The sequence below is a fragment of the Bradyrhizobium sp. BR 1433 genome, assembly GCF_051547665.1.
In the GTDB taxonomy this organism is placed as follows: Bacteria; Pseudomonadota; Alphaproteobacteria; order Rhizobiales; family Xanthobacteraceae; genus Bradyrhizobium; species Bradyrhizobium australafricanum.
In genome coordinates this window covers 2,423,071-2,448,738 of sequence record NZ_JBPUGG010000001.1, presented here as the reverse complement: position 1 = coordinate 2,448,738, position 25,668 = coordinate 2,423,071, and the positions used below count along the sequence as shown (strand labels likewise).

At 65.7% G+C, this 25,668-nt stretch carries 22 protein-coding genes, 1 other RNA gene and 3 pseudogenes; 20 read left to right on the top strand and 6 right to left on the bottom strand.

Features of this window, described 5'->3' with window-relative positions; genetic code table 11:
- Positions 1 to 98: 98 nt before the first annotated feature.
- Positions 99 to 512, bottom strand: an RNA gene (gene rnpB, locus ACSKB9_RS12325) — RNase P RNA component class A.
- A 142-nt stretch (positions 513 to 654) separates the two neighbouring features.
- On the opposite strand from rnpB, the gene ACSKB9_RS12320 reads away from it, so the two are divergent.
- The gene (locus ACSKB9_RS12320) at positions 655 to 1,554 is read left to right on the top strand and encodes a LysR family transcriptional regulator (protein ID WP_168859073.1); all 900 of its coding nucleotides are present in this window, start codon (positions 655 to 657) and stop codon (positions 1,552 to 1,554) included.
- Between the two features lie 105 nt (positions 1,555 to 1,659).
- Positions 1,660 to 2,094: a PAS domain-containing protein gene (locus ACSKB9_RS12315; RefSeq protein ID WP_438073425.1), complete on the top strand. Its 435-nt coding sequence runs from the start codon at positions 1,660 to 1,662 to the stop codon at positions 2,092 to 2,094.
- Positions 2,095 to 2,331: 237 nt separating this feature from the next.
- Here the strand turns inward: ACSKB9_RS12315 and ACSKB9_RS12310 are convergent, their stop codons facing one another.
- Together ACSKB9_RS12310 and ACSKB9_RS12305 are read right to left on the bottom strand one after the other, a co-directional pair.
- A complete protein-coding gene (locus ACSKB9_RS12310; RefSeq protein ID WP_057014987.1) occupies positions 2,332 to 2,532 on the bottom strand; it encodes a hypothetical protein in 201 nt (66 codons plus the stop codon).
- The gene (locus ACSKB9_RS12305; protein WP_438073423.1) at positions 2,508 to 2,696 is read right to left on the bottom strand and encodes a hypothetical protein; all 189 of its coding nucleotides are present in this window, start codon (positions 2,694 to 2,696) and stop codon (positions 2,508 to 2,510) included. Before ACSKB9_RS12305 ends, ACSKB9_RS12310 begins: the two co-directional genes overlap by 25 nt.
- Positions 2,697 to 2,925: 229 nt before the next feature.
- Between ACSKB9_RS12305 and ACSKB9_RS12300 the strand changes: the two genes are divergently transcribed.
- Both ACSKB9_RS12300 and ACSKB9_RS12295 read left to right on the top strand, forming a co-directional pair.
- Positions 2,926 to 3,279 (top strand): YciI family protein, encoded by a 354-nt coding sequence (locus tag ACSKB9_RS12300; protein WP_057014988.1) that lies wholly within the window; start codon positions 2,926 to 2,928, stop codon positions 3,277 to 3,279.
- 94 nt (positions 3,280 to 3,373) lie between these two features.
- On the top strand, positions 3,374 to 4,609 hold the full coding sequence (locus ACSKB9_RS12295) for an RNA polymerase sigma factor (protein ID WP_438073421.1): 1,236 nt from the start codon (positions 3,374 to 3,376) through the stop codon (positions 4,607 to 4,609).
- A gap of 80 nt (positions 4,610 to 4,689) precedes the next feature.
- On the opposite strand, the gene ACSKB9_RS12290 is transcribed toward ACSKB9_RS12295, so the two are convergent.
- Together ACSKB9_RS12290 and ACSKB9_RS12285 are read right to left on the bottom strand one after the other, a co-directional pair.
- Positions 4,690 to 4,917 carry a hypothetical protein gene (locus tag ACSKB9_RS12290; RefSeq protein WP_016840052.1) on the bottom strand — a complete coding sequence of 76 codons (228 nt, stop codon included), beginning with the start codon at positions 4,915 to 4,917 and terminating at the stop codon, positions 4,690 to 4,692.
- 281 nt (positions 4,918 to 5,198) lie between these two features.
- Positions 5,199 to 6,065 carry an N-acetylmuramoyl-L-alanine amidase gene (locus tag ACSKB9_RS12285; RefSeq protein ID WP_438073419.1) on the bottom strand — a complete coding sequence of 289 codons (867 nt, stop codon included), beginning with the start codon at positions 6,063 to 6,065 and terminating at the stop codon, positions 5,199 to 5,201.
- Positions 6,066 to 6,643: 578 nt separating this feature from the next.
- Between ACSKB9_RS12285 and rsmH the strand changes: the two genes are divergently transcribed.
- The 11 genes and pseudogenes from rsmH (at position 6,644) to murC (ending at position 20,506) form a co-directional block, all read left to right on the top strand.
- Positions 6,644 to 7,639 carry a 16S rRNA (cytosine(1402)-N(4))-methyltransferase RsmH gene (rsmH, locus tag ACSKB9_RS12280; RefSeq protein ID WP_438073417.1) on the top strand — a complete coding sequence of 332 codons (996 nt, stop codon included), beginning with the start codon at positions 6,644 to 6,646 and terminating at the stop codon, positions 7,637 to 7,639.
- 2 nt (positions 7,640 to 7,641) lie between these two features.
- Positions 7,642 to 8,091, top strand: a complete 450-nt coding sequence (gene ftsL, locus ACSKB9_RS12275) for a cell division protein FtsL (RefSeq protein WP_057014992.1) — start codon at positions 7,642 to 7,644, stop codon at positions 8,089 to 8,091.
- 11 nt (positions 8,092 to 8,102) lie between these two features.
- Positions 8,103 to 9,860 carry a peptidoglycan D,D-transpeptidase FtsI family protein gene (locus ACSKB9_RS12270; protein ID WP_050385389.1) on the top strand — a complete coding sequence of 586 codons (1,758 nt, stop codon included), beginning with the start codon at positions 8,103 to 8,105 and terminating at the stop codon, positions 9,858 to 9,860.
- A gap of 49 nt (positions 9,861 to 9,909) precedes the next feature.
- Entirely contained in the window at positions 9,910 to 11,367 is a 1,458-nt protein-coding gene (locus tag ACSKB9_RS12265) for a UDP-N-acetylmuramoyl-L-alanyl-D-glutamate--2,6-diaminopimelate ligase (protein WP_438073415.1), read from the top strand.
- On the top strand, positions 11,364 to 12,797 hold the full coding sequence (locus ACSKB9_RS12260) for a UDP-N-acetylmuramoylalanyl-D-glutamyl-2,6-diaminopimelate--D-alanyl-D-alanine ligase (protein WP_438073413.1): 1,434 nt from the start codon (positions 11,364 to 11,366) through the stop codon (positions 12,795 to 12,797). The genes ACSKB9_RS12265 and ACSKB9_RS12260 overlap by 4 nt, the downstream gene beginning before the upstream one ends.
- A 10-nt stretch (positions 12,798 to 12,807) precedes the next feature.
- The gene (gene mraY / locus ACSKB9_RS12255) at positions 12,808 to 13,914 is read left to right on the top strand and encodes a phospho-N-acetylmuramoyl-pentapeptide-transferase (protein ID WP_016846578.1); all 1,107 of its coding nucleotides are present in this window, start codon (positions 12,808 to 12,810) and stop codon (positions 13,912 to 13,914) included.
- A 109-nt stretch (positions 13,915 to 14,023) separates the two neighbouring features.
- On the top strand, positions 14,024 to 15,424 hold the full coding sequence (gene murD / locus ACSKB9_RS12250) for a UDP-N-acetylmuramoyl-L-alanine--D-glutamate ligase (protein WP_438073411.1): 1,401 nt from the start codon (positions 14,024 to 14,026) through the stop codon (positions 15,422 to 15,424).
- Between the two features lie 185 nt (positions 15,425 to 15,609).
- Positions 15,610 to 16,338 (top strand): hypothetical protein, encoded by a 729-nt coding sequence (locus ACSKB9_RS12245; RefSeq protein WP_438073409.1) that lies wholly within the window; start codon positions 15,610 to 15,612, stop codon positions 16,336 to 16,338.
- Between the two features lie 277 nt (positions 16,339 to 16,615).
- A pseudogene (gene ftsW / locus ACSKB9_RS12240) lies at positions 16,616 to 17,769 on the top strand (putative lipid II flippase FtsW).
- A gap of 112 nt (positions 17,770 to 17,881) precedes the next feature.
- Entirely contained in the window at positions 17,882 to 18,982 is a 1,101-nt protein-coding gene (murG, locus tag ACSKB9_RS12235) for an undecaprenyldiphospho-muramoylpentapeptide beta-N-acetylglucosaminyltransferase (RefSeq protein WP_438073407.1), read from the top strand.
- 120 nt (positions 18,983 to 19,102) lie between these two features.
- Complete coding sequence (murC, locus tag ACSKB9_RS12230; protein ID WP_438073406.1) at positions 19,103 to 20,506, top strand: UDP-N-acetylmuramate--L-alanine ligase; 1,404 nt, start codon at positions 19,103 to 19,105, stop codon at positions 20,504 to 20,506.
- A gap of 56 nt (positions 20,507 to 20,562) precedes the next feature.
- Here the strand turns inward: murC and ACSKB9_RS12225 are convergent, their stop codons facing one another.
- Positions 20,563 to 20,898 (bottom strand): GIY-YIG nuclease family protein, encoded by a 336-nt coding sequence (locus ACSKB9_RS12225; protein ID WP_438080172.1) that lies wholly within the window; start codon positions 20,896 to 20,898, stop codon positions 20,563 to 20,565.
- A 20-nt stretch (positions 20,899 to 20,918) separates the two neighbouring features.
- On the opposite strand from ACSKB9_RS12225, the gene murB reads away from it, so the two are divergent.
- The 5 genes and pseudogenes from murB to ftsA all read left to right on the top strand — a co-directional run bounded on the left by murB (position 20,919) and on the right by ftsA (position 25,587).
- Positions 20,919 to 21,839 carry a UDP-N-acetylmuramate dehydrogenase gene (gene murB / locus ACSKB9_RS12220; protein WP_438073404.1) on the top strand — a complete coding sequence of 307 codons (921 nt, stop codon included), beginning with the start codon at positions 20,919 to 20,921 and terminating at the stop codon, positions 21,837 to 21,839.
- 107 nt (positions 21,840 to 21,946) lie between these two features.
- Positions 21,947 to 22,932 (top strand): annotated as a pseudogene (locus ACSKB9_RS12215) (D-alanine--D-alanine ligase family protein).
- 67 nt (positions 22,933 to 22,999) lie between these two features.
- Positions 23,000 to 23,324, top strand: a pseudogene (locus ACSKB9_RS12210) (D-alanine--D-alanine ligase); the annotation flags it as partial.
- Complete coding sequence (locus ACSKB9_RS12205; RefSeq protein ID WP_057015001.1) at positions 23,264 to 24,274, top strand: cell division protein FtsQ/DivIB; 1,011 nt, start codon at positions 23,264 to 23,266, stop codon at positions 24,272 to 24,274. The pseudogene ACSKB9_RS12210 and the gene ACSKB9_RS12205, both read left to right, overlap by 61 nt.
- A complete protein-coding gene (ftsA, locus tag ACSKB9_RS12200; protein ID WP_028332543.1) occupies positions 24,271 to 25,587 on the top strand; it encodes a cell division protein FtsA in 1,317 nt (438 codons plus the stop codon). The genes ACSKB9_RS12205 and ftsA overlap by 4 nt, the downstream gene beginning before the upstream one ends.
- Positions 25,588 to 25,668 lie beyond the last annotated feature (81 nt).

Genomic DNA, 25,668 nt, shown 5'->3' with positions numbered 1-25,668 from the left:
GGTTGGCTCTACTTCCCGCCGGCGCGCGTAGCTGGAACGATGCTGATCTGAAAATGGCGAGGGGCCCGGCGTGTCGCGCCGAGCCCCTCATACTCCAAGATATCAGCCGGCCTGTAAGCCGGGTTTGTAGGGCACCATTCTCGCGAATGGTACGCGACGGCCATTCCTCTGGGACAAGGTTTGCACCTTGCCTCGGGCAACCTACCCGGACAGCGGGCCTGACATCGCCCTGCGGTGTTATCGCGCATGCGCGAACTAACCGCGTTGCCGTCCCTATTCGGTTTTGCTCCCGGTGTGGTTTGCCATGCCGTCTCCGTTGCCGGAAACGCGGTGCGCTCTTACCGCACCTTTTCACCCTTACTTCCTCCGAGGAGGGAGCGGTTCGTTCTCTGTGGCACTTTCCCTGGGGTCGCCCCCGCCGGATGTTATCCGGCACCGCATGTCGATGGAGCCCGGACTTTCCTCCCCCGCGGCCTTTCGGCGCTTGCGGGAGCGGCCGTCCGGCCGACTGACGGCGTACGCATGCGGGCTTTGGCCGCCCGCGTCAAGCGATTGCGATGGTAACCCTTGGCCGGGCGCCCGGGTCCTCGATTTTGACATTCGCAGAGCAGGGGCCTTTGATATCGATTTGATCGATTCAAAGGTCGAGGCGCCATGGATACCGAACTGGCCCGGACGTTCCTGACGGTGGTGAGCGCCGGCAACTTCATCACCGCGGCGGAGCGGCTGCATGTCAGCCAGTCGACCGTCAGCACCCGCATCCACACGCTCGAGCAGCAGCTCGGCTGCGTGCTGTTCGTGCGCAACAAGGCCGGCACCACGTTGACGCCGGCCGGCCGCCAGTTTCAGCGCCACGCCTCGGTGCTGGTCCGCACCGTCGAGCAGGCGCGCCATGATGTCGGAATTCCCAAGGGGTTTTCCGCAACGCTGGTGGTCGGCGGCCGCATCGGACTTTGGGAAGAGTATCTGCTGCGCTGGCTGCCGCTGATGACGCGGGCGCATCCCGACATCTCGATCCGCGCCGAGAGCGCGCTCGAGCCCGAACTGATGCAGGGGCTGGTCGAGGGACGCATCGACATCGGCGTGATGTACACGCCGCAGAGCCGCCCCGGCCTCAAGGTCGAGCAGCTGTTCGAGGAGCAGCTCATCCTGGTGTCGACCGATCCGAAAAGCGCACCGGAGCCGGGACCGGGCTATGTCTATGTCGATTGGGGCCCCGAATTCTACGCGCGTCACGCCACGCTGTTTCCGAATTTCGCCGGCCCCGCGCTGACGGTGAATATCGGCTGGCTCGGATTGCAGCATCTTTTGGAGAATGGCGGCTCTGGCTTCTTCGCGCGTCGTATCGTGGAGCCGCTCCTGAAGGCGCGGCGGCTGCACGCCGTCGCCGGCGCACCTGGCTTTGCGATGCCCGCCTATGTCGCCTATCCGGCTGACAGCCAGGACGATCATCTGGCGCGCGCGGTCGAGACCATGCATCGGCTTGCCGCGTCGCAGGTTAATGCGAGCGCGGACCTGCCGCGGGCCAGGCCTGCCGCGCGGCGGCGGCGCTGACCGCGATTGCTATCGGCATCTCCGATCGATTCCATCGGCTTTCTTCGCTTGTCAGCGCAAACGTCCGCGTTCACAGCAGGATCGGGATCAGCAGGAGGTCAAACGATGGATATTGCGGCAGAAGTGGGAGACGCGTTGCTCAAGGGCGCCTCCGACGCGATCGTTGCGACCGATGTCGAAGGCCGTATCACCTTGTGGAATCCCGGTGCAGTCAGGATGTTCGGCTTCGGCGCCGAGGAGGCGATCGGGCAATCGCTCGATTTGATCATTCCGGAGAATCTGCGCGCGCGTCACTGGGCCGGCTTCCGGCACACGATGGCGACCGGGACGAGCCGCTACGGCCAGGGCGATCTGCTGTCGGTGCCGGCGCTGACCAGGCACGGGACGCGCATCTCCGTCGAATTCACCATCGAGATGCTGCATGATGCGGCGCACAAGGTCGCCGGCACCGTCGCCGTGATGCGCGACGTGACCAAGCGTTTCGAGGAGCTCAAGGAGTTGCGGCGCCGCGCCGCGCAGCAGGCCGGGACATCGTCGTAAAGGCTGGGAAGCCATGCCGTCATTGCGAGGAGCTCGCGACAAAATTGCGAAGCAATTTTGCGCTGAAGCGACGAAGCAATCCATCGTTCCGCACATGCGGACAGATGGATTGCTTCGCGGAGCCTGTCATCGGGCGCGCGTTCGCGCGACCCGGTGGCTCGCAGTGACGCGGATCAAGCTACAAGCAAATGCCAGGCTTCTCGGTCATCCCTCCGGAACTGGTCGCGGCAGCTGGATCTATTTTCCCGATCGCAGGCGGGTCTCCGCCAGCGCGGTCACAAGGCCGATGACGAGCATCGAGGCGACGATGTCGGCTTCCGCACCGAAACCAAATGCGATCACCGTCGCTGCGGCGACCGCCGCAAGGATCGCGATGGTCAGCCCTTCGTCGGCGATCAGCTGACGCAGCGCCTTCAGGCGCGTGATGCCCCGTTGCATTGCCTGCTCAGCACGCCGAGCGGATTGCCGCCCGCGGCGATGTTCGAGGCGACCTGACTGGCGTGGTGGCGCGGTTTCGCCACGATCCGGCTGCGCAGGATTCGGTACAGCATCGACAGCAGGAGCCGGGAAAGGCGTGTGGCTGTCTGCGGCAGTGGTGTCATGGCGAACTCCTCCGGGCATGCGAAGGCTACGCGCTGCCATGAATTTAACAAACGAATAATATTGGCGATTACTATCGGATTATTCGATATAAGCTGGCTCTGCGGGCCCGCCGGGCCGGTGAGACATTCACGCCGGGCGGCCAAAATAATTTATCCTGACGATGTCGTCCTGCGTGTCGCCCGTTCGACTGGGTGTCGGCGATCCAGCCGATCAAGAGGAGTTCTCAAGATGCAATATCTGTTGCTGATCTACCGGAGCGACGCGGAATATGGCCGCATGAATGCCGACGACCGCAAGGCCCTGTCGGCGGAATATGGCGTCTACACCCAGTCCATCATCCAGAGCGGACACTTCAAGGCGGGTGACGGGCTGCAGCCGGTGTCGACCGCGACCACCGTTCGGGTGCGCGACGGCAAGACGCTGACAACCGACGGGCCGTTTGCGGAAACCCGCGAACAACTCGGCGGCTATTATCTGGTCGATGCCAAGGATCTCGACACGGCGCTCGGCCTCGCGGCGCGGATTCCCGGCGCCAAGACCGGCTCGATCGAAGTCAGGCCGGTGATGATCTACGACAAGTGATGGTTTCGTCGTTCCGGGGCGCGCGAAGCGCGAACCCGGAACCTCGAGATTCCGGGTTCGATGCTTCGCATCGCCCCGGAATGACGGTGAGACCATGACCCCCAGCCAGATCGAAAAAGTGTTTCGCGACGAGGCGGGCCGGGCGCTCGCAACGCTGATCCGTCTCGTCGGCGATTTCGACCTGGCCGAGGATGCGCTTCAAGATGCTTTTGCGGTGGCGCTGCAGCGCTGGCCGATCGGCGAATTCCCCTCCAATCCGCGTGCCTGGCTGGTCAATGTCGGCCGCAACAAGGCGATCGACCGCGTTCGCCGCGCGGCGACGTTTCGCGGCAAGCAGCAGGAACTGACGCATCAGATCCTGCTCGATGCAGAGTCCTCGCCCGAGCCGGCCGATGCAACGCTCGACGACGACATGCTGCGGCTGATCTTCACCTGCTGCCATCCGTCGTTTGCGGCGGAGGTCCAGGTCGCGCTGACCTTGCGCACGGTGTGCGGGCTGACGACGGTGCAGGTCGCGCGCGCCTTCCTGGTGAGCGAGGACGCCATGGCGCAGCGCCTCTTGCGCGCCAAGCAAAAGATAAAACTCGCCGGCATTCCCTATGAGGTGCCGGAGCGTGAGGCGCTGGAGCCGCGCCTCACCGGCGTGCTCGCGGTGATCTACCTCGTCTTCACCGAAGGTTATGCGGCAACCGCCGGCGAGGATCTGATGCGGCCCGATCTTGCGCGCGAGGCGATCCGGCTGGCGCGGCTGATCGATGCGCTGATACCGGCGCGCGGCGAGATCAAGGGGCTGCTGGCGCTGATGCTGCTGCATGATGCGCGCCGCGCCGGCCGCCAGACCGCCGGCGGCGATATCGTGCTGCTCGAGGAGCAGGACCGTTCGCTGTGGGATTTCCAGCAGATCGCCGAAGGCCTCGAACTGGTCGAGGAAGCGCTGCGGATGCCGGGCCGGCCGCAGTCCTACGCCGTGCAGGCGGCGATCGCCGCGCTGCACGCGCGGGCGCCGAGTTATCAGGACACGGACTGGCCGCAGATCGCCGGTCTGTACGAGGTGCTGCTGCGCATCAGCCCGTCGCCGGTGATCGAGCTCAATCACGCCGCCGCGGTGTCGATGGTCGACGGCCCGGCGCGCGCGCTCGACCTGATCGATGCGCTGGACGCGCGCGGCACTTTGAAGGGATATGACCAGCTGCCCGCGGTGCGCGCCGATTTGCTGCGCCGCCTCGGCCGCAAGGACGAAGCGCGCCAAGCCTATCTCGCCGCAACGGCCGCCACGCAACTCGAACCGCTGCGCCGGCTCTATGCGCGGCGGATCGCCGAGATGGGGTAACGCACCTCATCTCGCGCGTGGCCAGTGACGGCGCGCCATTCATCCACGATGGTCAGCGGGCCGTGAGGCGTTGAGCGTGCTCAGTACCCTGTCTTTGCCTTGGCGCCGGTGCTCGATTGCCCCGTCGTCGTCCCCTTCGACATGCCGGTCGTGGTGCCGGGTGCCATCTTTTTCTGCGCGTGATGGACCTTCTGGGTCTTGTGATGGGTCGACGACATGGTCTTGCTTTGGGTCGACATAGCGCCAGCGGCTGCCGGAGCGACAATGAGGCCGACGGCGGCGGCTCCTGCGATCAGTGCTTTGAACATGGACGAATCTCCACTCGGACCGCCCCACCTACAAAGACCGCTCATGCCGAAAAGTTCCAACGTGCACGCACACTTGGCAGGAAAATGCACCGCTTCTTGCAACGACGGACGGAGGCGAGCCTAGTGTCCCGAATCCGAAGTTCGCATCATTTGCCGCACCTTCGGAGCGAACTTCGGATTCGATAAGGACACTAGCAAACTTATGATTCTAGTGTGCTTTATGAATGCGAAGTTCGTGAAAGTGGCTGCCGCGAAATCGCACGAACTTCGCATTCAGCACACTAGCTCGATGCGACCACCGTCGCTGCATCCGGCGGCAGGCTCTCGAGCAGCGCGTGCAGTGTGGCCATGGTGGAGCGGTCGGCGATCCCGTCGATGCGCTCCGGGCGGAAGTGACGCTGGAAGGCGGTGACGACCTCCATGGTCGGGCCGTCGAACTTGCCGTTGGTCGGGATGTTGTAGCCGTAGCGCCGGAACGCGGCCTGCATGTTGGAGACGCTGTCGCTGATCGCACCGAGCTGCAGCGCGTCGCCGCGTACGATCGGCGCCGGCTGCACCCAATGCCCGACGCCGGAATTGGCCAGCGAGTGCCACGGGAATTTCTCGCCGGGATCCTTTTTGCGCCCCGGCGCCACGTCGGAATGGCCGAGCACGCGATGCGGGACCACCTTGCGGCGAAGCATGATGCCGCGGCACAGCGCGATCACTGCCGCGATCTGGCGCAGCGGAAAATCCGGATAGCCCCAATCGTGGCCGCGATTGACGATCTCGACGCCGATCGAGCAGGAGTTGATGTCGTCCTCGCCGGCCCAGGCGGACACGCCGGCATGCCAGGCGCGCTTGCTCTCCGGCACGCACTGCACGATGCGGCCGTCCTCGAGCACGATGTAATGCGCCGAGACCTCGGTGCCGGCCGTGCAGAGCTGGGTGATCGCACCCTCGACATCGGGCATGCCGGTGTAGTGAAGCACGATCATGTCGGGTTGCCGGGCGTTGGCGCGGTCGCCGAAATTGACCGACGGGATCACGTCGGAAGCGATCGAGGAATCCGGCGTGAACGTCTCCGCATCCGCCACCCCCTTTGGAACAGGGAGGGCGCGCTGACGCTTCGAATTAGCGTTGCCGGACGAAGACGAACTTGAAGCCATACGAATCACTCAAACCCGAACCAGGAGAAAGCATTTTGACATATGGATAAACAAATAGGCGTTTACTATTCCTTTACCGTGCGGGCCGCGCAATCGGCCCCTGCCGGTTCCACGATCCGCACGATGGGCCGCGCCATTGTGCCCGGAGTGGGTCGCGAGGGTATCACTCGAATGCGGATCAAAGGTGCGCGATTCGCTAACCGATCATCAACGTTTTCTTAACGTTAAGTGCCGTTACTGAGAGGTGAAGTGCCGAACCGGTTTCGGGGGACGGCCAAAGGACGCTGAGCCCCGCTGTTTGCGCGAAATCCCATGGAAACCCTCCCAATTCCGGTCGGATATCAGGATTTGCGGCCGAGAACGGGAGTTGGCGCTGGCGTCACGCAGCGGCTTTTTCACGCGTTTTCGAGCGAAGTGGATACCGGTTCGCGTGAAGAAAACGCGTCAAGACAGGAATCCAGAGCCCGTTCCGATCCAATCGGAACGAAGAAGGCTCTGGGCGCGAGGATTCGAGGCGCAATGAGTCGGCGCGCACCCAGCTTGCATGCCAGTTACGCGGCCCCGCCCGGGAGCGGCGCATGAGCGAGCGTGCGCCGCGTCACATTTCGGTGCTGGGCCGCGAGGCGGTCGCGTATCTCGCGCCGCGCGCCGGCGGCATCTATGTCGACGCCACCTTTGGTGCCGGCGGCTACAGCCGGGCGATCCTCGACGTCGCCGAGACCCGCGTGATCGGCATCGACCGCGACCGCACTGCGATAACCGGCGGCTTCGATCTGGTCGACGGCGCGGGCGGCCGGCTGACGCTGGTCGAGGACCGCTTCTCCAATCTTGCCGAGGTCTGCGCATCGCAGGGGGTGGATGCGGTCGACGGCGTCGTGATGGATGTCGGCGTCTCCTCGATGCAACTCGACCAGGCCGAACGCGGCTTCTCGTTCCGCCTCGGCGGGCCGCTCGACATGCGGATGGCCCAGAGCGGGCCGACCGCGGCCGACGTGGTCGCGACCGCTTCCGAGAAACAGCTCGCCGACATCATCTATATCTTCGGCGAGGAGCGGCATTCGCGCGGCGTCGCCCGCGCCATCGTCGCCGCGCGCAAGGACGCGCCGATCACCACGACCGACGCGCTTGCCGATCTCGTCGCGAAAGTCGTGCGCGCCAAGCCGAACGAGATCCATCCGGCGACGCGGACCTTTCAGGCGCTGCGCATCTTCGTCAATGAAGAGCTCGATGAACTGCACCAGGCGCTTGCAGCGGCGGAGCGCGTGCTGAAGCCGGGCGGCCGGCTCGTCGTGGTTTCGTTCCACTCGCTGGAAGACCGCATCGTCAAGAATTTCCTCAGCCTGCGCGGCAAGGTCTCCGCCGGCTCGCGGCATTTGCCCGAAATGGCGCAAGCGGCGCCGAGCTTTCAGATCCTGACCAAGCGGCCGGTGACGCCCGATGAGGCCGAGCTTGCCGCCAATCCGCGCGCGCGATCGGCCAAGCTGCGTGCCGCCGAACGCACCGCGGCGCCGGTGCACGCCGACGACGACCTGCCGTCATGGCCGCGGCTGTCCGACCTGAAGCGGGGAGGGTGACGATGCGCCTTCTCCATCTCCTCGTCATCGGCATGCTGATCTTCGCGGCGTCCTATGTCTACCGCATCAAGATGGAATCGACCGCGCGCGTCGAACGCGTGCTGCAGCTCAATGCCGAGATCCGCGAGCAGCGCAATGCGATCGCCGCGTTGCGCGCCGAATGGGCCAAGCTCGATGCGCCGCTCCGGCTGCAGGGCCTCGCCGAGCGCCATCTGCCGCTGAAGCCGGTCAACGCCAACCAGTACGATTCCCTGAAGAACCTGCCGGAGCGGCCGCCGAGCTTCACGCGGCCCGGTTCGCGCGATCCGATCGGCGCGATGATCGACACCATCGAGGCCGCCGCGGCGCCCGACAGCACCACCGGATCGATCGACAAGGCGGCGACCGACCAGCCGGCCGCCGACCAGCCCGCGCTCGACGACTCCGGGCAGGGCGGGGGAGACCAGCAATGACGGGACCAGCCATGACCGATCCGGCACCCGCCAACACACCGGCCGTGAAACCCGCCGAGCCATGGAACCAGCGGCTGATCCGCACGCTGCTGTATGGCAGCAATGTCGACCGCGCCGCCAAGGCGCGCGCGCGTGTCGGTCTTGCGATCCTCGCTTTCGCCGCGGTCTATTGCGTGCTGGCGGGGAGGCTGGTGCTGTTCGCCGTCGGCGCCGACAGCCATGGCGCGCGCCGCACCGCCTCGCAAGACGCCATCGCGACCGCGCGGCCCGACATCACCGACCGCAACGGCGAAATCCTCGCCACCGACGTCAAGGCGCCGAGCCTGTTCGCCGAACCGCGCCGCCTGATCGACAAGGACGAGGCGATCGAGCTTTTGACCGGAGCCCTGCCCGATCTCGACACCAGCGAGGTGCGCGACCGCCTGTCGTCGCGCAAGGGCTTCGTCTGGCTGAAGCGCGAGATCACGCCGAAGCAGCAGAGCGACATCCATCGCCTCGGCCTTCCCGGCGTCGGCTTCCTGCGCGAGAACAAGCGCGTCTATCCGACCGGCAACGAGGTCGCCCACCTGATCGGCCTCGTCAACATCGACAACCAGGGCATCGCCGGCATGGAGAAGTGGCTGGACAGCAACGGCCTGGCCGATCTGCATCGCGCGGGCTTCGCCACCGACCGGCTGCAGAAGCCGGTGGAGCTGTCGGTCGACCTGCGCGTCGAGCACGCGCTGCGCGACGAGCTGCTCAAGGCCAAAGAGAAGTTCAAGGCCAAGGCCGCCTCCGGCCTCGTCTCCAACGTGCGTACCGGCGAGATCGTGGCGATGGTGTCGCTGCCGGATTTCGATCCGAACAATCCGAAGGAGGCGCACGATCCCGATCGCATCAACCGCCTGACCACCGGCGTCTACGAGATGGGCTCGACCTTCAAGGCGTTCACGCTGGCGATGGCGCTGGATAGCGGCCGGTTCGACCTCAACTCGATGTGGGATGCGCGCGGCCCGCTGCATTACGGCAAGTTCGCGATCCATGACGATCACAACATGGGCCGCATGATCAACATGAAGGAGGTGTTCTACTATTCCTCCAACATCGGCGCCGGGCGCATTGCGCTGGCGATGGGCGTCGACGCGCACAAGGCGTTCCTGCGCAAGATGGGCCAGCTCGAGCGGCTGCGCACCGAATTGCCGGAGAGCGCGTCCCCGATCGTGCCGAAGAAGTGGGGCGAATTGAACACCGTCACCATCTCGTTCGGTCACGGCATCGCGGTGGCGCCGCTGCAGGCGGTGATGGGCATCGACGCGCTGGTCAACGGCGGCTACCTGATCCCGCCGACCTTCCTGAAGCGCACCGAGCAGGAGGCGATGGCGCTCGCCAAGCGCGTCATCAAGCCCGAGACCTCGGACAAGATGCGCTATCTGATGCGGCTCAATGCCGAGATCGGCACCGCGAAGAAGGCCGACGTCAAGGGCTACTATATCGGCGGCAAGACCGGCACCGCCGAGAAGGTGATCAACGGCCGTTACGCCAAGAAGCGCGTGCTCAACGCCTTCACCGCGATCCTGCCCGCCGACAATCCGAAATACCAGCTGCTTATCATGCTCGACGAGCCGCAGCCCCTGAAGGAGACCTACGGTTTCATCACCTCGGGCTGGAATGCGGTGCCGACCGGCGGCAATGTGATCGCCCGAATTGCGCCGCTTTTGGGCGTTGAACCGCGATTCGACCTGCCGCCGTCCGACCGCCTTATTCTTGCGGCATCCAGAACAACCCAGTAAGGCGTATACTCACGCGGCGCCAGAACGGCGCCGGCCAGACTGGAAGATCATGAGACTTCGCGACCTCTTCAGCGATGATGCCACGATCGATCCGAGTGCCTCCTCGCTCATTGTCGGAGGGCTTGCGGTCGACAGCCGCGCGGTGAAGCCGGGCGACCTGTTCTTCGCGCTGGCCGGCAGCAGGACCGATGGCGCGCGTTTCGTCGATGCGGCGATTGCTGCCGGCGCGGTCGCGGTCGCCAGCGACCATCTGCCGCAAGGTCACGCGCGCGCCCCCTTCGTCATCACGCCGAATCCGCGCCGCGCGCTGGCGCTCGCCGCGGCGAAATTCTTTTCGCGCCAGCCGGCGACGATCGCGGCGGTGACCGGCACCAGCGGCAAGACCTCGGTCGCAGCCTTCACGCGCCAGATCTGGCAGCGGCTCGGTCATTCCTCCGCCAGCATCGGCACCATCGGCCTCGTCTCGGACAAGCGCACGGTCTACGGCTCGCTGACCACGCCGGATCCGATCGCGCTGCATCGCCAGCTCGACGAGATCGCGAGCGACGGCGTCACCCATCTGGCGTTCGAGGCGTCCTCGCACGGCCTCGATCAGTATCGTCTCGACGGCGTGCGCATCGAAGCCGGCGGCTTCACCAATCTGTCGCGCGACCACATGGACTATCATCCCGATGTCGCGCATTACCTCAACGCAAAACTCCGGCTGTTCCGCGATCTCGTCGTACCAGACGGCGCCGCGGTGATCTCGGCCGATCATGACTGTTCGGGCGAGGTGATCGATGCGGCGCGCTCGCGCGGCCTGCGCATCATCGCGGTTGGGCGCAACGCCGATGCAGGCGATGGCATCAAGCTCCTCGATGCCACCATCGAAGGCTTTGCCCAGCGGCTCCTGATCGAGCACCGCGGGCGCAAATATGCGATCCGGCTGCCGCTGGTCGGCGAATTCCAGATCGAGAATGCGCTGGTCGCGGCCGGGCTCGCGATCGGCACCGGCAGCGCCGCCGACGACGTGTTCGGCTGCCTCGAACATCTCGAAGGCGCCAAGGGCCGGCTGGAATTCGTCGGCGAGCACAATGGCGCGCCGATCTTCGTCGATTACGCCCACAAGCCCGACGCACTCGCCAAGGCGCTGCAGGCGCTGCGGCCCTATGCCAGGCGCAAGCTGGTCGTGATCTTCGGCGCCGGCGGCGACCGCGACGCCGGCAAGCGTCCGATCATGGGCGCGATCGCGGCCGAGAATGCCGATCAGGTCATCGTCACCGACGACAATCCGCGCAGCGAGAAGCCGGAGGCGATCCGCGCCGCGATCATGGCGACGGCGAAGGGCGCGCGCGAGATCGGCGACCGCGCCGCGGCGATCCGCGCCGGCATTGCCGGCCTCGCGCCGGGCGATGCGCTGGTCGTTGCCGGCAAGGGCCACGAGGTCGGGCAGATCGTCGGCAACACGACGCTGCCGTTCAGCGATCATGAGGCGGTCGCCAGTGCATTGGCTGCGGAGGGCGCATGAGCACGATGTTGTGGACCTCGGATGCGATGGCGACGGCGATGCGCGCCGCCACGCAAGGCGCGCTGCCGGGCGGCGTCACCGGTCTCTCGATCGACAGCCGCACCATCGCGCCCGGCGAGGCGTATTTTGCGATCAAGGGCGACGTCCATGACGGCCATGCCTTTGTCGAGGCGGCGCTGAAGGCCGGTGCCGGGCTCGCGGTGGTCGAGACCGCGCAACGGGCAAAGTTTCCCACTGATGCGCCGCTGCTGGTGGTCGACGACGTGCTCGCCGGCCTCGTCGAGCTCGCGCATGCCTCGCGCGCGCGGCTCAACGCGCAGATCGTCGCGGTGACCGGCTCGGTCGGCAAGACCTCGACCAAGGAGGCGCTGCGCCGCATGCTGTCGGCGCAGGGCGAGACCCATGCGTCGGTGGCGTCGTTCAACAATCACTGGGGCGTGCCGCTGTCGCTGGCGCGCTGCCCGGCCAGCACGCGCTTTGCGGTGTTCGAGATCGGCATGAACCATGCCGGCGAGATCACGCCGCTGGTGAAGATGGTGCGCCCGCACGTCGCAATCATCACCACGATCGAGCCGGTGCATCTGGAATTCTTCGCCGGCATCGAGGCGATCGCCGACGCCAAGGCGGAGATCTTCGCAGGGCTCGAGCCCGATGGCGCGGTCGTGCTCAACCGCGACAACGGGCAATTCGCGCGGCTGCAAAAGCAGGCAAAGCAGGCCGGCATCTCGCGCATCGTCTCGTTCGGCGCCGACAAGCGTGCCGAGGCGCGGCTGCTCGACCTGTCGCTGCACGCGACCTGCTCGGCGGTGCATGCGGATATTCTGGATCACGACATCACCTACAAGATCGGCATGCCCGGCCGGCACATGGCGATGAACTCGCTCGCGGTGCTCGCCGGTGCTTCACTGCTGGGCGCCGATATCGCGCGCGCGGCGCTGTCGCTGTCGCAGCTCGAGGCGCCGACCGGCCGCGGCCTCCGCCGCACCCTCGAGGTCGGCCATGGCGAGGCGATGCTGATCGACGAGAGCTACAACGCCAACCCGGCCTCGATGGGGGCCGCGCTGAACGTGCTCGGCCAGGCCCAGACCGGGCCGCATGGCCGGCGCATCGCCGTGCTCGGCGACATGCTCGAGCTCGGGCCGACCGGGCCCGAACTGCACCGCGGCCTCAACGAGGCCGTGACCGCCAACCGCATCGACCTCGTATATTGTTGTGGTCCGCTGATGCGGAATCTGTGGGATGCCCTTTCCACCGGCAAGCGGGGAGGCTATGCCGAGAGCTCGGCGGCGCTCGAAGCGCAGGCGGTTGCCGCGGTCCGTGCCGGTGACGTGATCATGGTGAAGGGCTCGCTGGGATCGAAGATGAAGCTGATTGTCAGCGCGCTGGAAAAACGCTTCCCCGACAAGGCCGCGCACGAAGAAGCGGTATAGGACTCCTCGAATGTTCTACTGGTTGATCGAACTGTCCAACACCGTTCCGGGGTTTGGGGCGTTCCGCAGCGCTTTGAACGTGTTCCGCTACATCACCTTCCGCACCGGCGGCGCGATGGTGACCGGCGCATTGTTCGTGTTCCTGTTCGGGCCCTGGATCATCGATCACCTGCGGCTGCGGCAGGGCAAGGGCCAGCCGATCCGCACCGATGGCCCGCAGTCGCATTTGATCTCCAAGAAGGGCACGCCCACCATGGGCGGGCTGATGATCCTGTCCGGGCTCGTGGTGTCGACGCTGCTCTGGGCCAATCCGCTCAATCCCTATGTCTGGATCGTGCTGGCGGTGACGCTCGGCTTCGGCTTTGTCGGCTTCTATGACGATTATCTGAAGGTCACAAAGCAGTCGCACAGCGGCTTCGCCGGCAAGCTGCGGCTGCTGATCGAAGCCGCGATCGGGCTCGCCGCCACCTACGCGCTGGTCCGGCTCGGGCGCGATGTGTCGTCGACCTCGCTCGTTATTCCGTTCTTCAAGGACCTCGTGATCAATTTCGGCTGGTTCTTCGTGATCTTCGGCGCCTTCGTGATGGTCGGCGCCGGCAATGCGGTGAATCTCACCGACGGTCTCGACGGTCTTGCCATCGTGCCCGTGATGATTGCCGCCGCAAGCTTCGGCATGATCTCGTACCTGACCGGCAACGCGGTGTTCTCGGATTACCTGCAGATCAATTACGTCGCCGGCACCGGCGAACTGGCGGTGCTGTGCGGCGCGGTGCTTGGCGCAGGCCTCGGCTTCCTCTGGTTCAACGCGCCGCCGGCCTCGATCTTCATGGGCGACACCGGTTCGCTGGCGCTCGGCGGCATGCTCGGCGCGACGGCGGTTGCGGTGAAGCACGAGATCGTGCTCGCCGTGATCGGCGGCCTGTTCGTGCTGGAGGCGGTCTCGGTCATCGTCCAGGTCACCTCGTTCAAGCTCACCGGCAAGCGCGTGTTCCGGATGGCGCCGCTGCACCATCATTTCGAGCAGAAGGGCTGGACCGAGCCGCAGATCGTGATCCGGTTCTGGATCATCTCGGTGATGCTGGCGCTCGCCGGCCTGTCGACGCTGAAGCTGCGCTGATGGCTTCGCATCCCATTGACTGTCATTCCGGGGCTCGCGCAGCGAGAACCCGGAATCTCGAGATTCCGGATAACCGCTGCGCGGTTTCCGGAATGACAGGGAGATAGACATGATCCCGGTCACCTCCTTCTCCGGCAAGACGGTCGCGGTGTTCGGGCTCGGCGGCTCCGGGCTCGCGAGCTGCCAGGCGCTGAAGGCCGGCGGCGCCGAGGTGATCGCCGCCGACGACAATGCCGACAACGTCGTCAAGGCGGCGCAGGCCGGCTTCACCACCGCCGATCTGCGCACCGTGTCATGGGCGAATTTCGCCGCGCTGATCCTGACCCCCGGTGCACCGCTGACCCATCCGGCGCCGCACTGGAGCGTGCTGAAGGCGCGCGAGGCGGGCTGCGAGGTGATCGGCGACGTCGAACTGTTCTGCCGCGAGCGGCGCCGTCACGCGCCGAACGCGCCGTTCGTCGCCATCACCGGCACCAACGGCAAATCGACCACCACGGCGCTGATCGCGCATCTGATTGATGTCGCCGGCTACGACACCCAGATGGGCGGCAATATCGGCACCGCGATCCTGTCGCTGGAGCCGCCGCGCATGGGTCGTGTCCATGTGATCGAGATGTCGTCCTACCAGATCGACCTCGCACCGTCGCTCGATCCGTCGGTCGGTATCCTGATCAACATCAGCGAGGATCACATCGACCGCCACGGCACGCTCGAGCATTACGCCGCGGTGAAGGAGCGGCTGGTTGCCGGCGTACAGGCCGGCGGCACCGCGATAACAGGCGTCGACGACATCTGGTGCCGCAACATCGCCGACCGGCTCGATCGCGCCGGCAAGCGTGTGGTGCGCATCTCGGTGAAGAACCCGCTGCCCGACGGCCTCTATGTCGAGCACGAGACCATCGTGCGTGCCTCGGGCGCGGCGCGCAGCGAGATCGCGCGGTTAGGCGGCATAGGCTCGCTGCGCGGCCTGCACAATGCGCAGAACGCCGCCTGCGCCTCGGCCTGCGCGCTGGCGATGGGGATCGCGACCGACGTGCTGCAGAACGGCCTGCGCAGCTTCCCGGGTCTCGCGCATCGCATGGAGCAGGTCGGCCGCCGCGGCAACGTGCTGTTCGTCAACGACTCCAAGGGCACCAACGCGGATGCGGCCGCGCATGCGCTATCCTCGTTCGCCGACATCTACTGGATCGCCGGCGGCAAGCCGAAGGCCGGCGGCATCACCAGCCTCACCGAATATTTCCCGCGCATCCGCAAGGCCTATCTGATCGGTGAGGCGGCGGCCGAATTCTCCGGCACGCTCGGCGAGCGCGTCCCGCACGACATGTCCGGTACGCTCGACGTCGCGATCGCCAGCGCCGCGCGCGATGCCGAGGCGTCGGGGCTCGCGGAAGCCGTCGTGCTGCTGTCGCCGGCCTGCGCCTCGTTCGACCAATACCGCAATTTCGAGATCCGCGGCACCGCCTTCCGCGACATCGTCCAGGCACTGCCCGGCGTCAAGCCGGTGGTGTGACGACACGCGGCAGACCGCAGCGGTGGATGGGTATCGCTCCGATCCACCCATCCTACGTAGCGTGCCCGCTCGCCAAATTGTTCATTAACCGCGTTACGGCGAAGCAGTGAACGCGGATGCGGTGCCGCCCGACCTATCCTACATATTGGATGGCGCCTGCAACCATCGGCGCAACGAGGACTGCCTTGGGCGATGCATCAGAAGTCACCACTATTCTGATCCCCGGCGCACTTCAGCTCAGTAACCCGGAGCCGCCGCCGGTCACTGTGTCGTTGCCGATCGTGGCATGGCCGAGTGGGGGCAAGAATGTCGCGTACGGTCTACTTGCGCTGGTCGCCGGCTTGATGTTCCTGCCGACCGGAGTGCTCTCTGGCCTCGCGCTGATTTTTGTACCGTGGGGGACGGTGCTTAGTGAGCCGCCGCTGTGGAAGGGAATCTTCTTCTTCACTGCGCTGGCCCTGGTGGCGCCCTACGGCGTTTGGTTCGGTGGCAGCTGCTTTGGTGCGGCCTTCACTTGCTTCTGGGATGCGATGCGGGGCGATCCCGCTGTGGAGATCGGAGCCGATGGATTGCGCGACCGCCGCTCCGGATTGTCGATACCTTGGTCCTCGGTGCGATCAGTCAGGTTCCTCAATTCTCCGCTAAGTCTTGACCTCGAGCTGCGGGAGGCTGTTGCCCGTTGGCAGAATCCGTTCCGGGTCGGCGTTGTCTTCCATCGCTATCGCCGGAGCCCAAATCACGTCGTCGTCTCCGTTGCCTTTCTCGATGTATCCGCCCATGTCGCGGCCTACACGATCCTTGCGCTGGTGCAGTCAAACGGTGGTGAGGTGATCACCAAATCGCAGCATCAGTCCCGAGATGTACCCCCGACTGATTGCGCAAAACATGTCGCGAGAATGCGGATGTTTGACTGACCGCTAGTGCAACAAACTCGGCGTCGTCCCTGCGAAAGCAGGGACCCATAACCACGAACGGTTGTTGGCGAGTGATGCTGGGACGACGAGTCCCTTCAACAATATCCGCCGCGGAGTATGGGTCCCTGCTTTCGCAGGGACGGCAGCTGTGGATGGGGTCCGCGGCAGTGAGCGGGCTCCCCCAAGCCACCTCCCTCAAAAGTTACCCAACCCGTTAACCCCTTGGAAACCATCCTGCGCCACGAATGGACGTTATCTCTGCCATCTGGGGACGCCCATGCTCGCCCGTGACCAACGCACCCCGTTCTCGGACTGGTGGTGGACCGTCGAACAAGCTGCTGCTTGTGGCGATCGCCGCGTTGATGCTGGCCGGCGTCATCCTGTCGCTGGCGGCGAGCCCGCCGGTGGCGACCCGGATCGGGCTCGATCCGTTCCACTTCTTCAACCGCCACGTCATGTTCCTGGTGCCGTCGCTGATGGTGCTGATCGGGGTGTCGTTCATGACGCCGCGGCAGATCCGGCGCACCGCGCTGATCGTGTTCGCGGTCTCGATCGCGCTGATCGTGCTGACGCTGCTGGTCGGGCCCGAGGTCAAGGGCTCGCGGCGCTGGATCACGCTGCTCGGCGTCAACATCCAGGCCTCCGAAGCCGCAAAACCCTCTTTCGTCATCGTCGCGGCCTGGCTATTTGCGGAAATCGACCAAGCGGCCGGAGATGCCGGCGACCTCGATGGCGCTGGTGCTGTTGCTGACGCTGGTCACGCTGCTGGTGATGGAGCCTGACTTCGGTCAGACCATGCTGATCCTCACGGTGTGGGGCGCGCTGTTCTTCATCGCGGGCATGCGGATGATCTGGGTGTTCGGGCTCGCCGGCGCGGCGGGCGCGGGCCTGTTCGGCGCCTATCTGCTGGTGCCGCACGTCGCCGGCCGCATCAAGCGCTTCATGAATCCCGCCTCCGGCGACACCTTCCAGGTCGACACCGCGATGGAGGCGTTCTGGAATGGCGGCTGGTTCGGCTTGGGGCCGGGCGAGGGCATCGCCAAGCGCAGCCTGCCAGACAGCCACACCGACTTCGTGTTCGCGGTCGCGGCGGAGGAGTTCGGCATCATCCTCTGCCTGATGCTGGTCGCGCTGTTCGGTTTCATCGTGATCCGTACGCTGACCCGCGCCTATGCCACCGAGGACATGTTCTCGCGCTTCGCAGCCTCGGGGCTTGCGATCCTGTTTGGCGTGCAGGCGACCATCAACATGGCGGTCAACCTGCAACTGATCCCGGCCAAGGGCATGACGCTGCCGTTCATCTCTTATGGCGGTTCCTCGTTCGTGTCGCTCGCCTATGGCGTCGGCATGATGCTGGCGCTCACGCGGCAGCGGCCGCGCACCGAGATCGAATCGATGGAAGGCGCCAGCGCTCAGCGCGCCTACGCGTAGGTGAACCCTTGTTGTCATTGCGAGGAGCGAAGCGACAAAGCAATCCATCCCTCCGTTCTGCGGGGCGATGGATTGCTTCGCTTCGCTCGCAGTGACGATGTAAAAGGCGGCCATGGACAACGCGCCCCTGATTCTGCTGGCGGCCGGTGGCACCGGCGGCCATCTGTTCCCGGCCGAAGCGCTCGCCGTGGAATTGATCAGGCGTGGCCTGCGGGTCCGGCTCGCCACCGACGGCCGCGCGTTGCGCTATTCCGGCCTGTTCGGCAGGGAGAGCATCGACCTCGTGCCGAGCGCAACCGTGCGCAGCCGCAACCCGATCTCGCTGGCGCGGACCGCGCTGATGCTCGGCTATGGCACGCTGGTCGCTGCCAATCTGGTGCGGCGGCTGAAGCCCGCGGCCGTGGTCGGCTTCGGCGGCTACCCGACCTTGCCACCGCTGATGGCGGCGCGGCTGCTCGGCGTTCCCGGCATCATCCATGACGCCAATGCGGTGCTCGGCCGCGCCAACCGTTTCCTATCCGGCCGCGTCAACGCGATCGCGACCTCGCTGCCCGGCGTGCTCGATCGCGATCCCGCGCTGGCCGGCAAGGCCACCACGGTCGGCACACCGATGCGGCCGGCGATCCTTGCGGCCGCTGCGGTGAAATACACGCCGCCCGAGGCGAACGGGCCGCTCCGCCTGCTCGTCGTCGGCGGCAGCCAGGGCGCGCGGGTGATGAGCGATATCGTGCCGCCGGCGATCGAGCAGCTCGCGCCCGCGCTGTGGAGCCGCCTGATCATCACCCAGCAGGTGCGCGAAGAAGACATCGATCGGGTGCGCGCCGTCTACGACCGGCTCAAGATCAACGCCGAGCTCGCGCCGTTCTTCGCCGACCTGCCGGCGCGCCTCGCCTCGAGCCAGCTCGTGATCTCGCGCTCCGGCGCCGGCACGGTGGCCGAGCTCGCTGCGATCGGCCGGCCCTCGATCCTGGTGCCGCTGCCGGGCGCGATCGATCAGGACCAGTTTGCCAATGCCGGCGTGCTGTCGCAGGCGAGCGGCGCGCTGCGCATCGCGCAGAGCGACTTCACGCCCGAGCGGCTGGCCGCTGACATTTCGGCTTTCGCCGCCGAGCCCGCGAAACTGACGACGATGGCGGCGTCGGCGCGCGGCGTCGGCCGGCTAGATGCCGCCGAGCGGCTGGCCGATCTGGTTGCGAAAGTGGCCGGAATTTAGGCCGCTTTCGAGGAATTTCGGCCGTGGGACGCCATGGCCGGGCTTGTCCCGGCCATATCAGTCTTTCATAAGTCGGAGAATTGCCGGGGTGCGTCCGGAGACGATGAAGGTGTTAGCATCATGAGACTGCCGCGCGAGATCGGACCCATTCACTTCGTCGGGATCGGCGGTATCGGCATGAGCGGCATCGCCGAGGTGCTGATCAATCTCGGCTACACCGTGCAGGGTTCCGATGCTTCGGACAATTACAACCTCGACCGCTTGCGCAAGAAAGGCGCCAAGATCTCGGTCGGCCACGCCGCCGAGAATGTCGACGGCGCCGATGTCGTCGTGGTCTCGACCGCGATCAAGCGCGACAATCCCGAGCTGATGGCGGCGCGCGCGCGGCGCATTCCGGTGGTGCGGCGCGCCGAGATGCTGGCGGAACTGATGCGGCTGAAGAGCTGCGTCGCGATCGCCGGCACCCATGGCAAGACCACCACGACCACGATGGTGGCGACCCTGCTCGATGCCGGTGGGCTAGATCCGACCGTGATCAATGGCGGCATCATCAACGCCTATGGCTCCAACGCGCGGCTCGGTGCCGGCGACTGGATGGTGGTCGAAGCCGACGAGAGCGACGGCACCTTCCTGAAGCTGCCGTCCGACGTCGTCATCGTCACCAATATCGACCCCGAGCATCTCGATCACTTCAAGACCTTCGAGGCGATCCAGGACGCGTTCCGCAATTTCGTCGAGAACGTCCCGTTCTACGGCTTTGCCGTGATGTGCACCGATCACCCCGTGGTGCAAACTCTCGTCGGCAAGATCGAAGACCGCCGCATCATCACCTACGGCCAGAACCCGCAGGCCGACGCGCAGCTCAAGGAGCTGACGCCGATGGGCGGCGGCTCGAAATTCTCGGTCGCGATCCGCGATCGCAAGTCCGGCGCGGTCCATGAGATCGCCGATATCATGCTGCCGATGCCGGGGCGCCACAACGCATCGAATGCGACGGCGGCGATCGCGGTCGCGCACGAGCTGGGCGTGTCCGATGACGTCATCCGCCAGGCCATGGCCGGCTTCGGCGGCGTCAAGCGGCGCTTCACCAAGACCGGCGAGACCAACGGCATCACCGTGATCGACGATTACGGTCATCATCCGGTCGAGATCGCAGCCGTGCTGAAGGCGGCGCGGGAATCCGTCAACGGCAAGATCGTCGCCGTGGTGCAGCCGCATCGCTACACCCGCCTGCAATCGCTGTTCGAGGAATTCTGCACCTGCTTCAACGATGCCGATGCGGTGGTGGTCGCCGAGGTCTATCCGGCCGGCGAGGCGCCGATCGCCGGCATCGACCGTGATCATTTCGCCGCCGGCCTGCGCGCCCACGGCCATCGCAACGTTGTCCCGCTGCCGAACGCGGGCGAGCTCGCGAAGATCGTGCACGGCCTCGCCAAGCCCGGTGACCTCGTCGTCTGCCTCGGCGCCGGCAACATCACGCAATGGGCTTACGCACTGCCCGGCGAATTGAAGGCGCTGGGGTGATGATGGCCTCGTATCCATCCACGTCATGGCCGGGCTTGTCCCGGCCATCCACGTCTTCACTGCACTATCGTGTCGTACAAGTCGTCCCAGTTCGGGTTTGCTGCGATGATCTTGCGGATCTTCCAAGCGCGCGGCCAATGCTTGATGGTGTGTTCGCGCTGGATGGCTGTACGGATGTCGTCAAAGTGCTCAAAGTGAGCGAGTCGCTTCAGTCCGTATCGCTTGGTGAAGCCATCGACGAAGCCGGAACGGTGCTCGAATATCCGGCGGACGAGATCGCTCGTTACCCCGACGTAGAGCACGCCGTTCGGACGGTTGGTCAGAAAATGAGCGTATCCCCCTGCCATGTGGGGATACTGCAAGACGTAGATGGCCGGGACAAGCCCGGCCATGACGGATGGAGAGGTCACCGATGACCTTCCCCGACATCACGCCCGATCTGAAAGCCGCGATGCCGGAGCTGCGCGGGCGGCTGCTGGCGAACCAGTCGCTGGCGGAGCTGACCTGGTTTCGCGTCGGCGGCCCGGCACAGGTGTTGTTCACGCCGGCAGATGAAGATGACCTCGCATATTTCCTGAAGCGCCTGCCGCAGGAATTGCCGGTCTATGTCGTCGGCGTCGGCTCCAATCTGATCGTGCGCGATGGCGGCATGCCCGGCGTCGTGATCCGGCTCGCGCCGCGCGCGTTCGGAGAGACCAGCGCGGCCGGCGATGTCGTCACCGCCGGCGCTGCGGCGCTCGACAAGCGCGTCGCCGAGACGGCTGCGTCTGCTGACATCGGCGGCATGGAATTCTTCTTCGGCATTCCCGGCACGGTCGGCGGCGCGCTGCGCATGAATGCCGGCGCCAACGGCGGCGAGACCAAGGACGTGCTGATCGAGGCCACCGGCATCGGCCGCGACGGAACGAAGCATAGGTTCGGCAATGCCGACATGAAGTTCGTCTACCGCAACAGCGGCGCCGATCCGTCGATCGTGTTCACCTCGGCGCGCTTCCGCGGCACGATCACCGATGCTGAGGCGATCCGCGCCCGCATGAACGAGGTGCAGAGCCATCGCGAGACCGCGCAGCCGATCCGCGAGAAGACCGGCGGCTCGACCTTCAAGAATCCGCCCGGCAACAGCGCCTGGAAGCTGATCGATGCCGCCGGCTGTCGCGGCCTCAAAATAGGCGGCGCGCAGGTGTCAGAGATGCACTGCAATTTCCTGATCAACACCGGCAACGCTACCGGGCACGACATCGAGACGCTCGGCGAGACGGTGCGTGAACGGGTCAAGCAAAGCAGCGGAATTGAGCTACACTGGGAAATCAAGCGGATCGGGAATTCATCGTAGTCGTCATTCCGGGGCGATGCGCAGCATCGAACCCGGAATCTCGAGAGTCCGGTCTGGTGCTTCGGACCATCCCGGAATGACGGAAGCAGCGAAGACAGGCAAAGAAGATGCAGGTGACCATTCTGTTCGGCGGCACCAACAAGGAGCGGCTGGTCTCGGTGGCGAGCACGCAGGCGCTGCACCGCGCGCTGCCCGACGCGGATCTCTGGTTCTGGGATGTTGACGACACCGTGCACGCGGTGACGTCGGAAAACTGCTCGGCCACACGCGTCCGTTCGAGGTCGACTTCAAACCCGACGGTCGCGGCATCGCACTCGACCAGGCGCTCGACAAGGCGAGCGCCGAGCAGCGTGTGCTGGTGTTCGGTTTGCACGGCGGCCGCGCCGAGAATGGCGAATTGCAGGCGATGTGCGAGATGCGCAATGTCGCGTTCACCGGCTCCGGCTCGGCGTCGTCGCATCTGGCATTCGACAAGCCGTCGGCAAAGCGCTTCGCCGCGATCGCAGGCCTCAACGCGCCGCAGGGCATCAATGTCGAACAGATCGATGACGCCTTCGCGAAACACGGCAAGCTGATTGCAAAACCCGCCAAGGACGGATCGAGCTACGGGCTGATCTTCGTCAACGCGAAGCAGGATCTCGTCGCGGTCCGCAATGCCGCGAAGCATGAAGAGTATCTGATCGAGCCGTTCGTATCGGGCGTGGAGGCGACCTGCGGCGTGCTCGAGCAGTCCGACGGCTCCGTGTTCGCGCTGCCGCCGATCGAGATCGTGCCGGGGGAGGGAACCTTCGACTACACAGCCAAATACCTGCTGAAGTCGACCCAGGAGATCTGTCCCGGCCGCTTCGCGCCCGAGGTCAGCGCCGCGATCATGGACCATGCGCTGCGGGCGCACCGCGCGCTGTCCTGCACCGGCTACTCGCGCAGCGATTTCATCGTCTCGGCCAATGGCCCGGTCTATCTCGAGACCAACACTCTGCCGGGGCTCACCGCGGCATCACTGTACCCTAAGGCCTTGAAAGCACAGGGTATCGCCTTTGCCGACTTCCTCACCGACCAGATCGAGCTGGCCCGCCGCCGCGTCCGAAGTTAATGCCCGGCCGGGGGAACCCGCCCTGGTCGGCCGGATGGAACCCGGACGCTGTTGCTAAAATGCTAACGAGTTCGCGGCAAAGTACTCACAGCGTTGGTCAAAACACGCTCCAAGCCGAAGTCATTTACCCTTTGTTTACCAGGAAGCCCGAAGGTTAACGCTGGCGGCGCATGTAGCGCTTGGCTGCCGGGGCGTGAGCTGTCGCGGATTACCGCTTCGAGGATCGCAACCAGGGAACAGGGGGCCACTCTAATCCCACCGGTCTAGCCGAGACGTGATTTGTGCCGGGACCCGCGGGGTTTGCGGGCGCAACATGTGACGAGCTCGTGCAATGGATGGTGCAGGACGCCTCACCCGATCGCTGCGATCGCTGGGGCCTCAAGCTGACCTGAGAGCAGCCGCTATTGGAGCGGCGGTGCTGCTGCGCGAGTATGTCGGCGCCCATCTCGCGCGCCGCAGGCGGCGTCCCGCCAAGCGGCCGCAAGTCATCATCGATCGCGAGCCGCCGAACCGCTACATCCTGATGGTCGAACGCTATCTGCCGCGCCGCATCGGGCTGGTCGCGACGCTCGCGATCCTGTTCGGCAGCCTGGGCCTCGGCATCGTCAAGGGCGGCCATGTCGAGGAATTCACCACCGCGCTCAGCGATGCCCGCAACGCGCTCGCCAACACCGCCGGCTTCCGCATCACCACCGTCGGCATCAACGGCCGCAAGCAGCTGAGCCAGGACGAGGTGCTCGCGATCGGCGGCGTCAATGGCCGCTCCTCGCTACTGTTCCTCGACGCCGACACCGTGCGCGCCAAGCTGAAGGCCAATCCCTGGATCGCGGATGCCACGATCCTGAAGCTCTATCCGGGCCGGCTGCAGATCGACATCGTCGAGCGCACCGCCTTCGCGCTGTGGCAGCAGAACGGCCGCCTGTCGGTGATCGCCTCCGACGGCGCGGTGCTCGAGCCCTACGTCTCGCGCCGCTTCCTCAATCTGCCGCTGGTGGTCGGCAAGGGCGCCGACGTCAGGGCCCACGACTTCCTGGCGCTGCTCGACCGTTATCCGCAGGTCCGTTCGGTGACCAAGGCCGCGATCTTCGTCGGCGAGCGGCGCTGGAACCTGCGCCTCAAGGACGGTCTCGACGTCCGCCTGCCGGAGAACGACGTCGGCAACGCGCTCGCTGCGCTCTCCAGGCTCGACAAGGACGAGAAGCTGTTCTCGCGCGACATTGTCGCCGTCGACATGCGCCTGCCCGATCGGCTGATCGTGCAATTGTCGGAGGACGCCGGCAAGGCGCGCGACGAACTGTTCAAGGACAAGAAGTCCAAGAAGAAGGCCGGTGACTCCGCATGACCGGCCTCGATCGCAACCTGACCCCGAAGACCCGTCCGATGCAGAAGCGCACCGCGATGGTGGCTTCGCTCGATGTCGGCTCCAGCAAGATCGCCTGCATGATCGCGCGGCTGAGGCCGTCGCCGCCGAACGAGGCGCTGCGCGGACGCACCCATGCGGTCGAATTGATCGGCTACAGCCAGATCCAGTCGCGCGGCGTCAAGGCCGGCTCCGTGGTCGATCTCGCCGAATGCGAGAAGGCGGTGCGCCACGCGGTGGCGCTGGCCGAGCGCATGGCCAAGGTCCGTGTCGAATCCGTCCTGCTGTCGGTCTCCGGCGGCCGGCAGCACGGCCAGCTGGTCGAAGCCGCGGCCGATATCCGCGGCGGCTCGGTCACCTCGGACGATATCAGCCGCGTCACGTCCGCCGGCATGCGCCACGCCGCGGGCGCCGGCCGCACCGTGCTGCACGCGCTGCCGGTCGGCTACGCGCTCGACGGCGTCAAGGGCATCCGCGATCCCAGAGGCATGGTGGCGCGCCAGTTCGGCGTCGACATGAACGTGGTGACGTCGGACGCGACGGTTGCCAAAAACCTGATGCTGGTGGTCGAGCGCTGCCATCTCAACGTCGAAGCCATGGCGTCGAGCCCCTATGTCGCGGGCCTCTCGGTGCTGACCGACGACGAGGCCGACCTCGGCGCTGCCGTCGTCGAGATGGGCGCGGGATCGACCACGATCGCGACCTACTCCGGTGGACGTCTCGTGCACGCATCCGGATTTGCGCTGGGCGGGCAACACATCACGATGGATCTTGCGCGCGGCATCGGCGCGTGCATTGCGGATGCCGAACGAATCAAGACCTTATACGGCACGGTGCTGACCGGCGGTTCGGACTCGCGCGAGCTGATGTCCGTTCCCACTGCAGGCGATGACCGGGAGACACCGCAGATCGTGTCCCGCGCCACGATTGCGAACATTGTCCGGCATCGCGCCGAGGAGATTTTCGAAATGGTCCGTGACCGGCTCGCGGATTCCCCCTTTGCGGCAGAGCCGAGGGCGCGCGTCGTGCTGAGCGGCGGCGCCTCGCAGCTCACCGGCACCGTCGAGCTTGCCACCCGTATCCTGAACCGTCAGGTCCGCATCGGCCGTCCGCTCGGCTTCGGCCGGCTGCCGAACGAGGCGAAGGGCGCCTCATTCTCGGTACCCACGGGCCTCCTGGTCTATCCGCAATACGCACATCTTGAACATGTCGAACCGCGGCGCACGCGGCAGCTCAGGACAGGGACAGACGGTTACTTCGGAAAGGTCGGACGATGGCTTCGCGAGGGCTTCTGATGACCGCACCCCGGCTCACTGCATTTTCACCAGCTCCGGCGGCCAGCGGCCGGGACGAACCAACGCGCGCATAATCGAGAG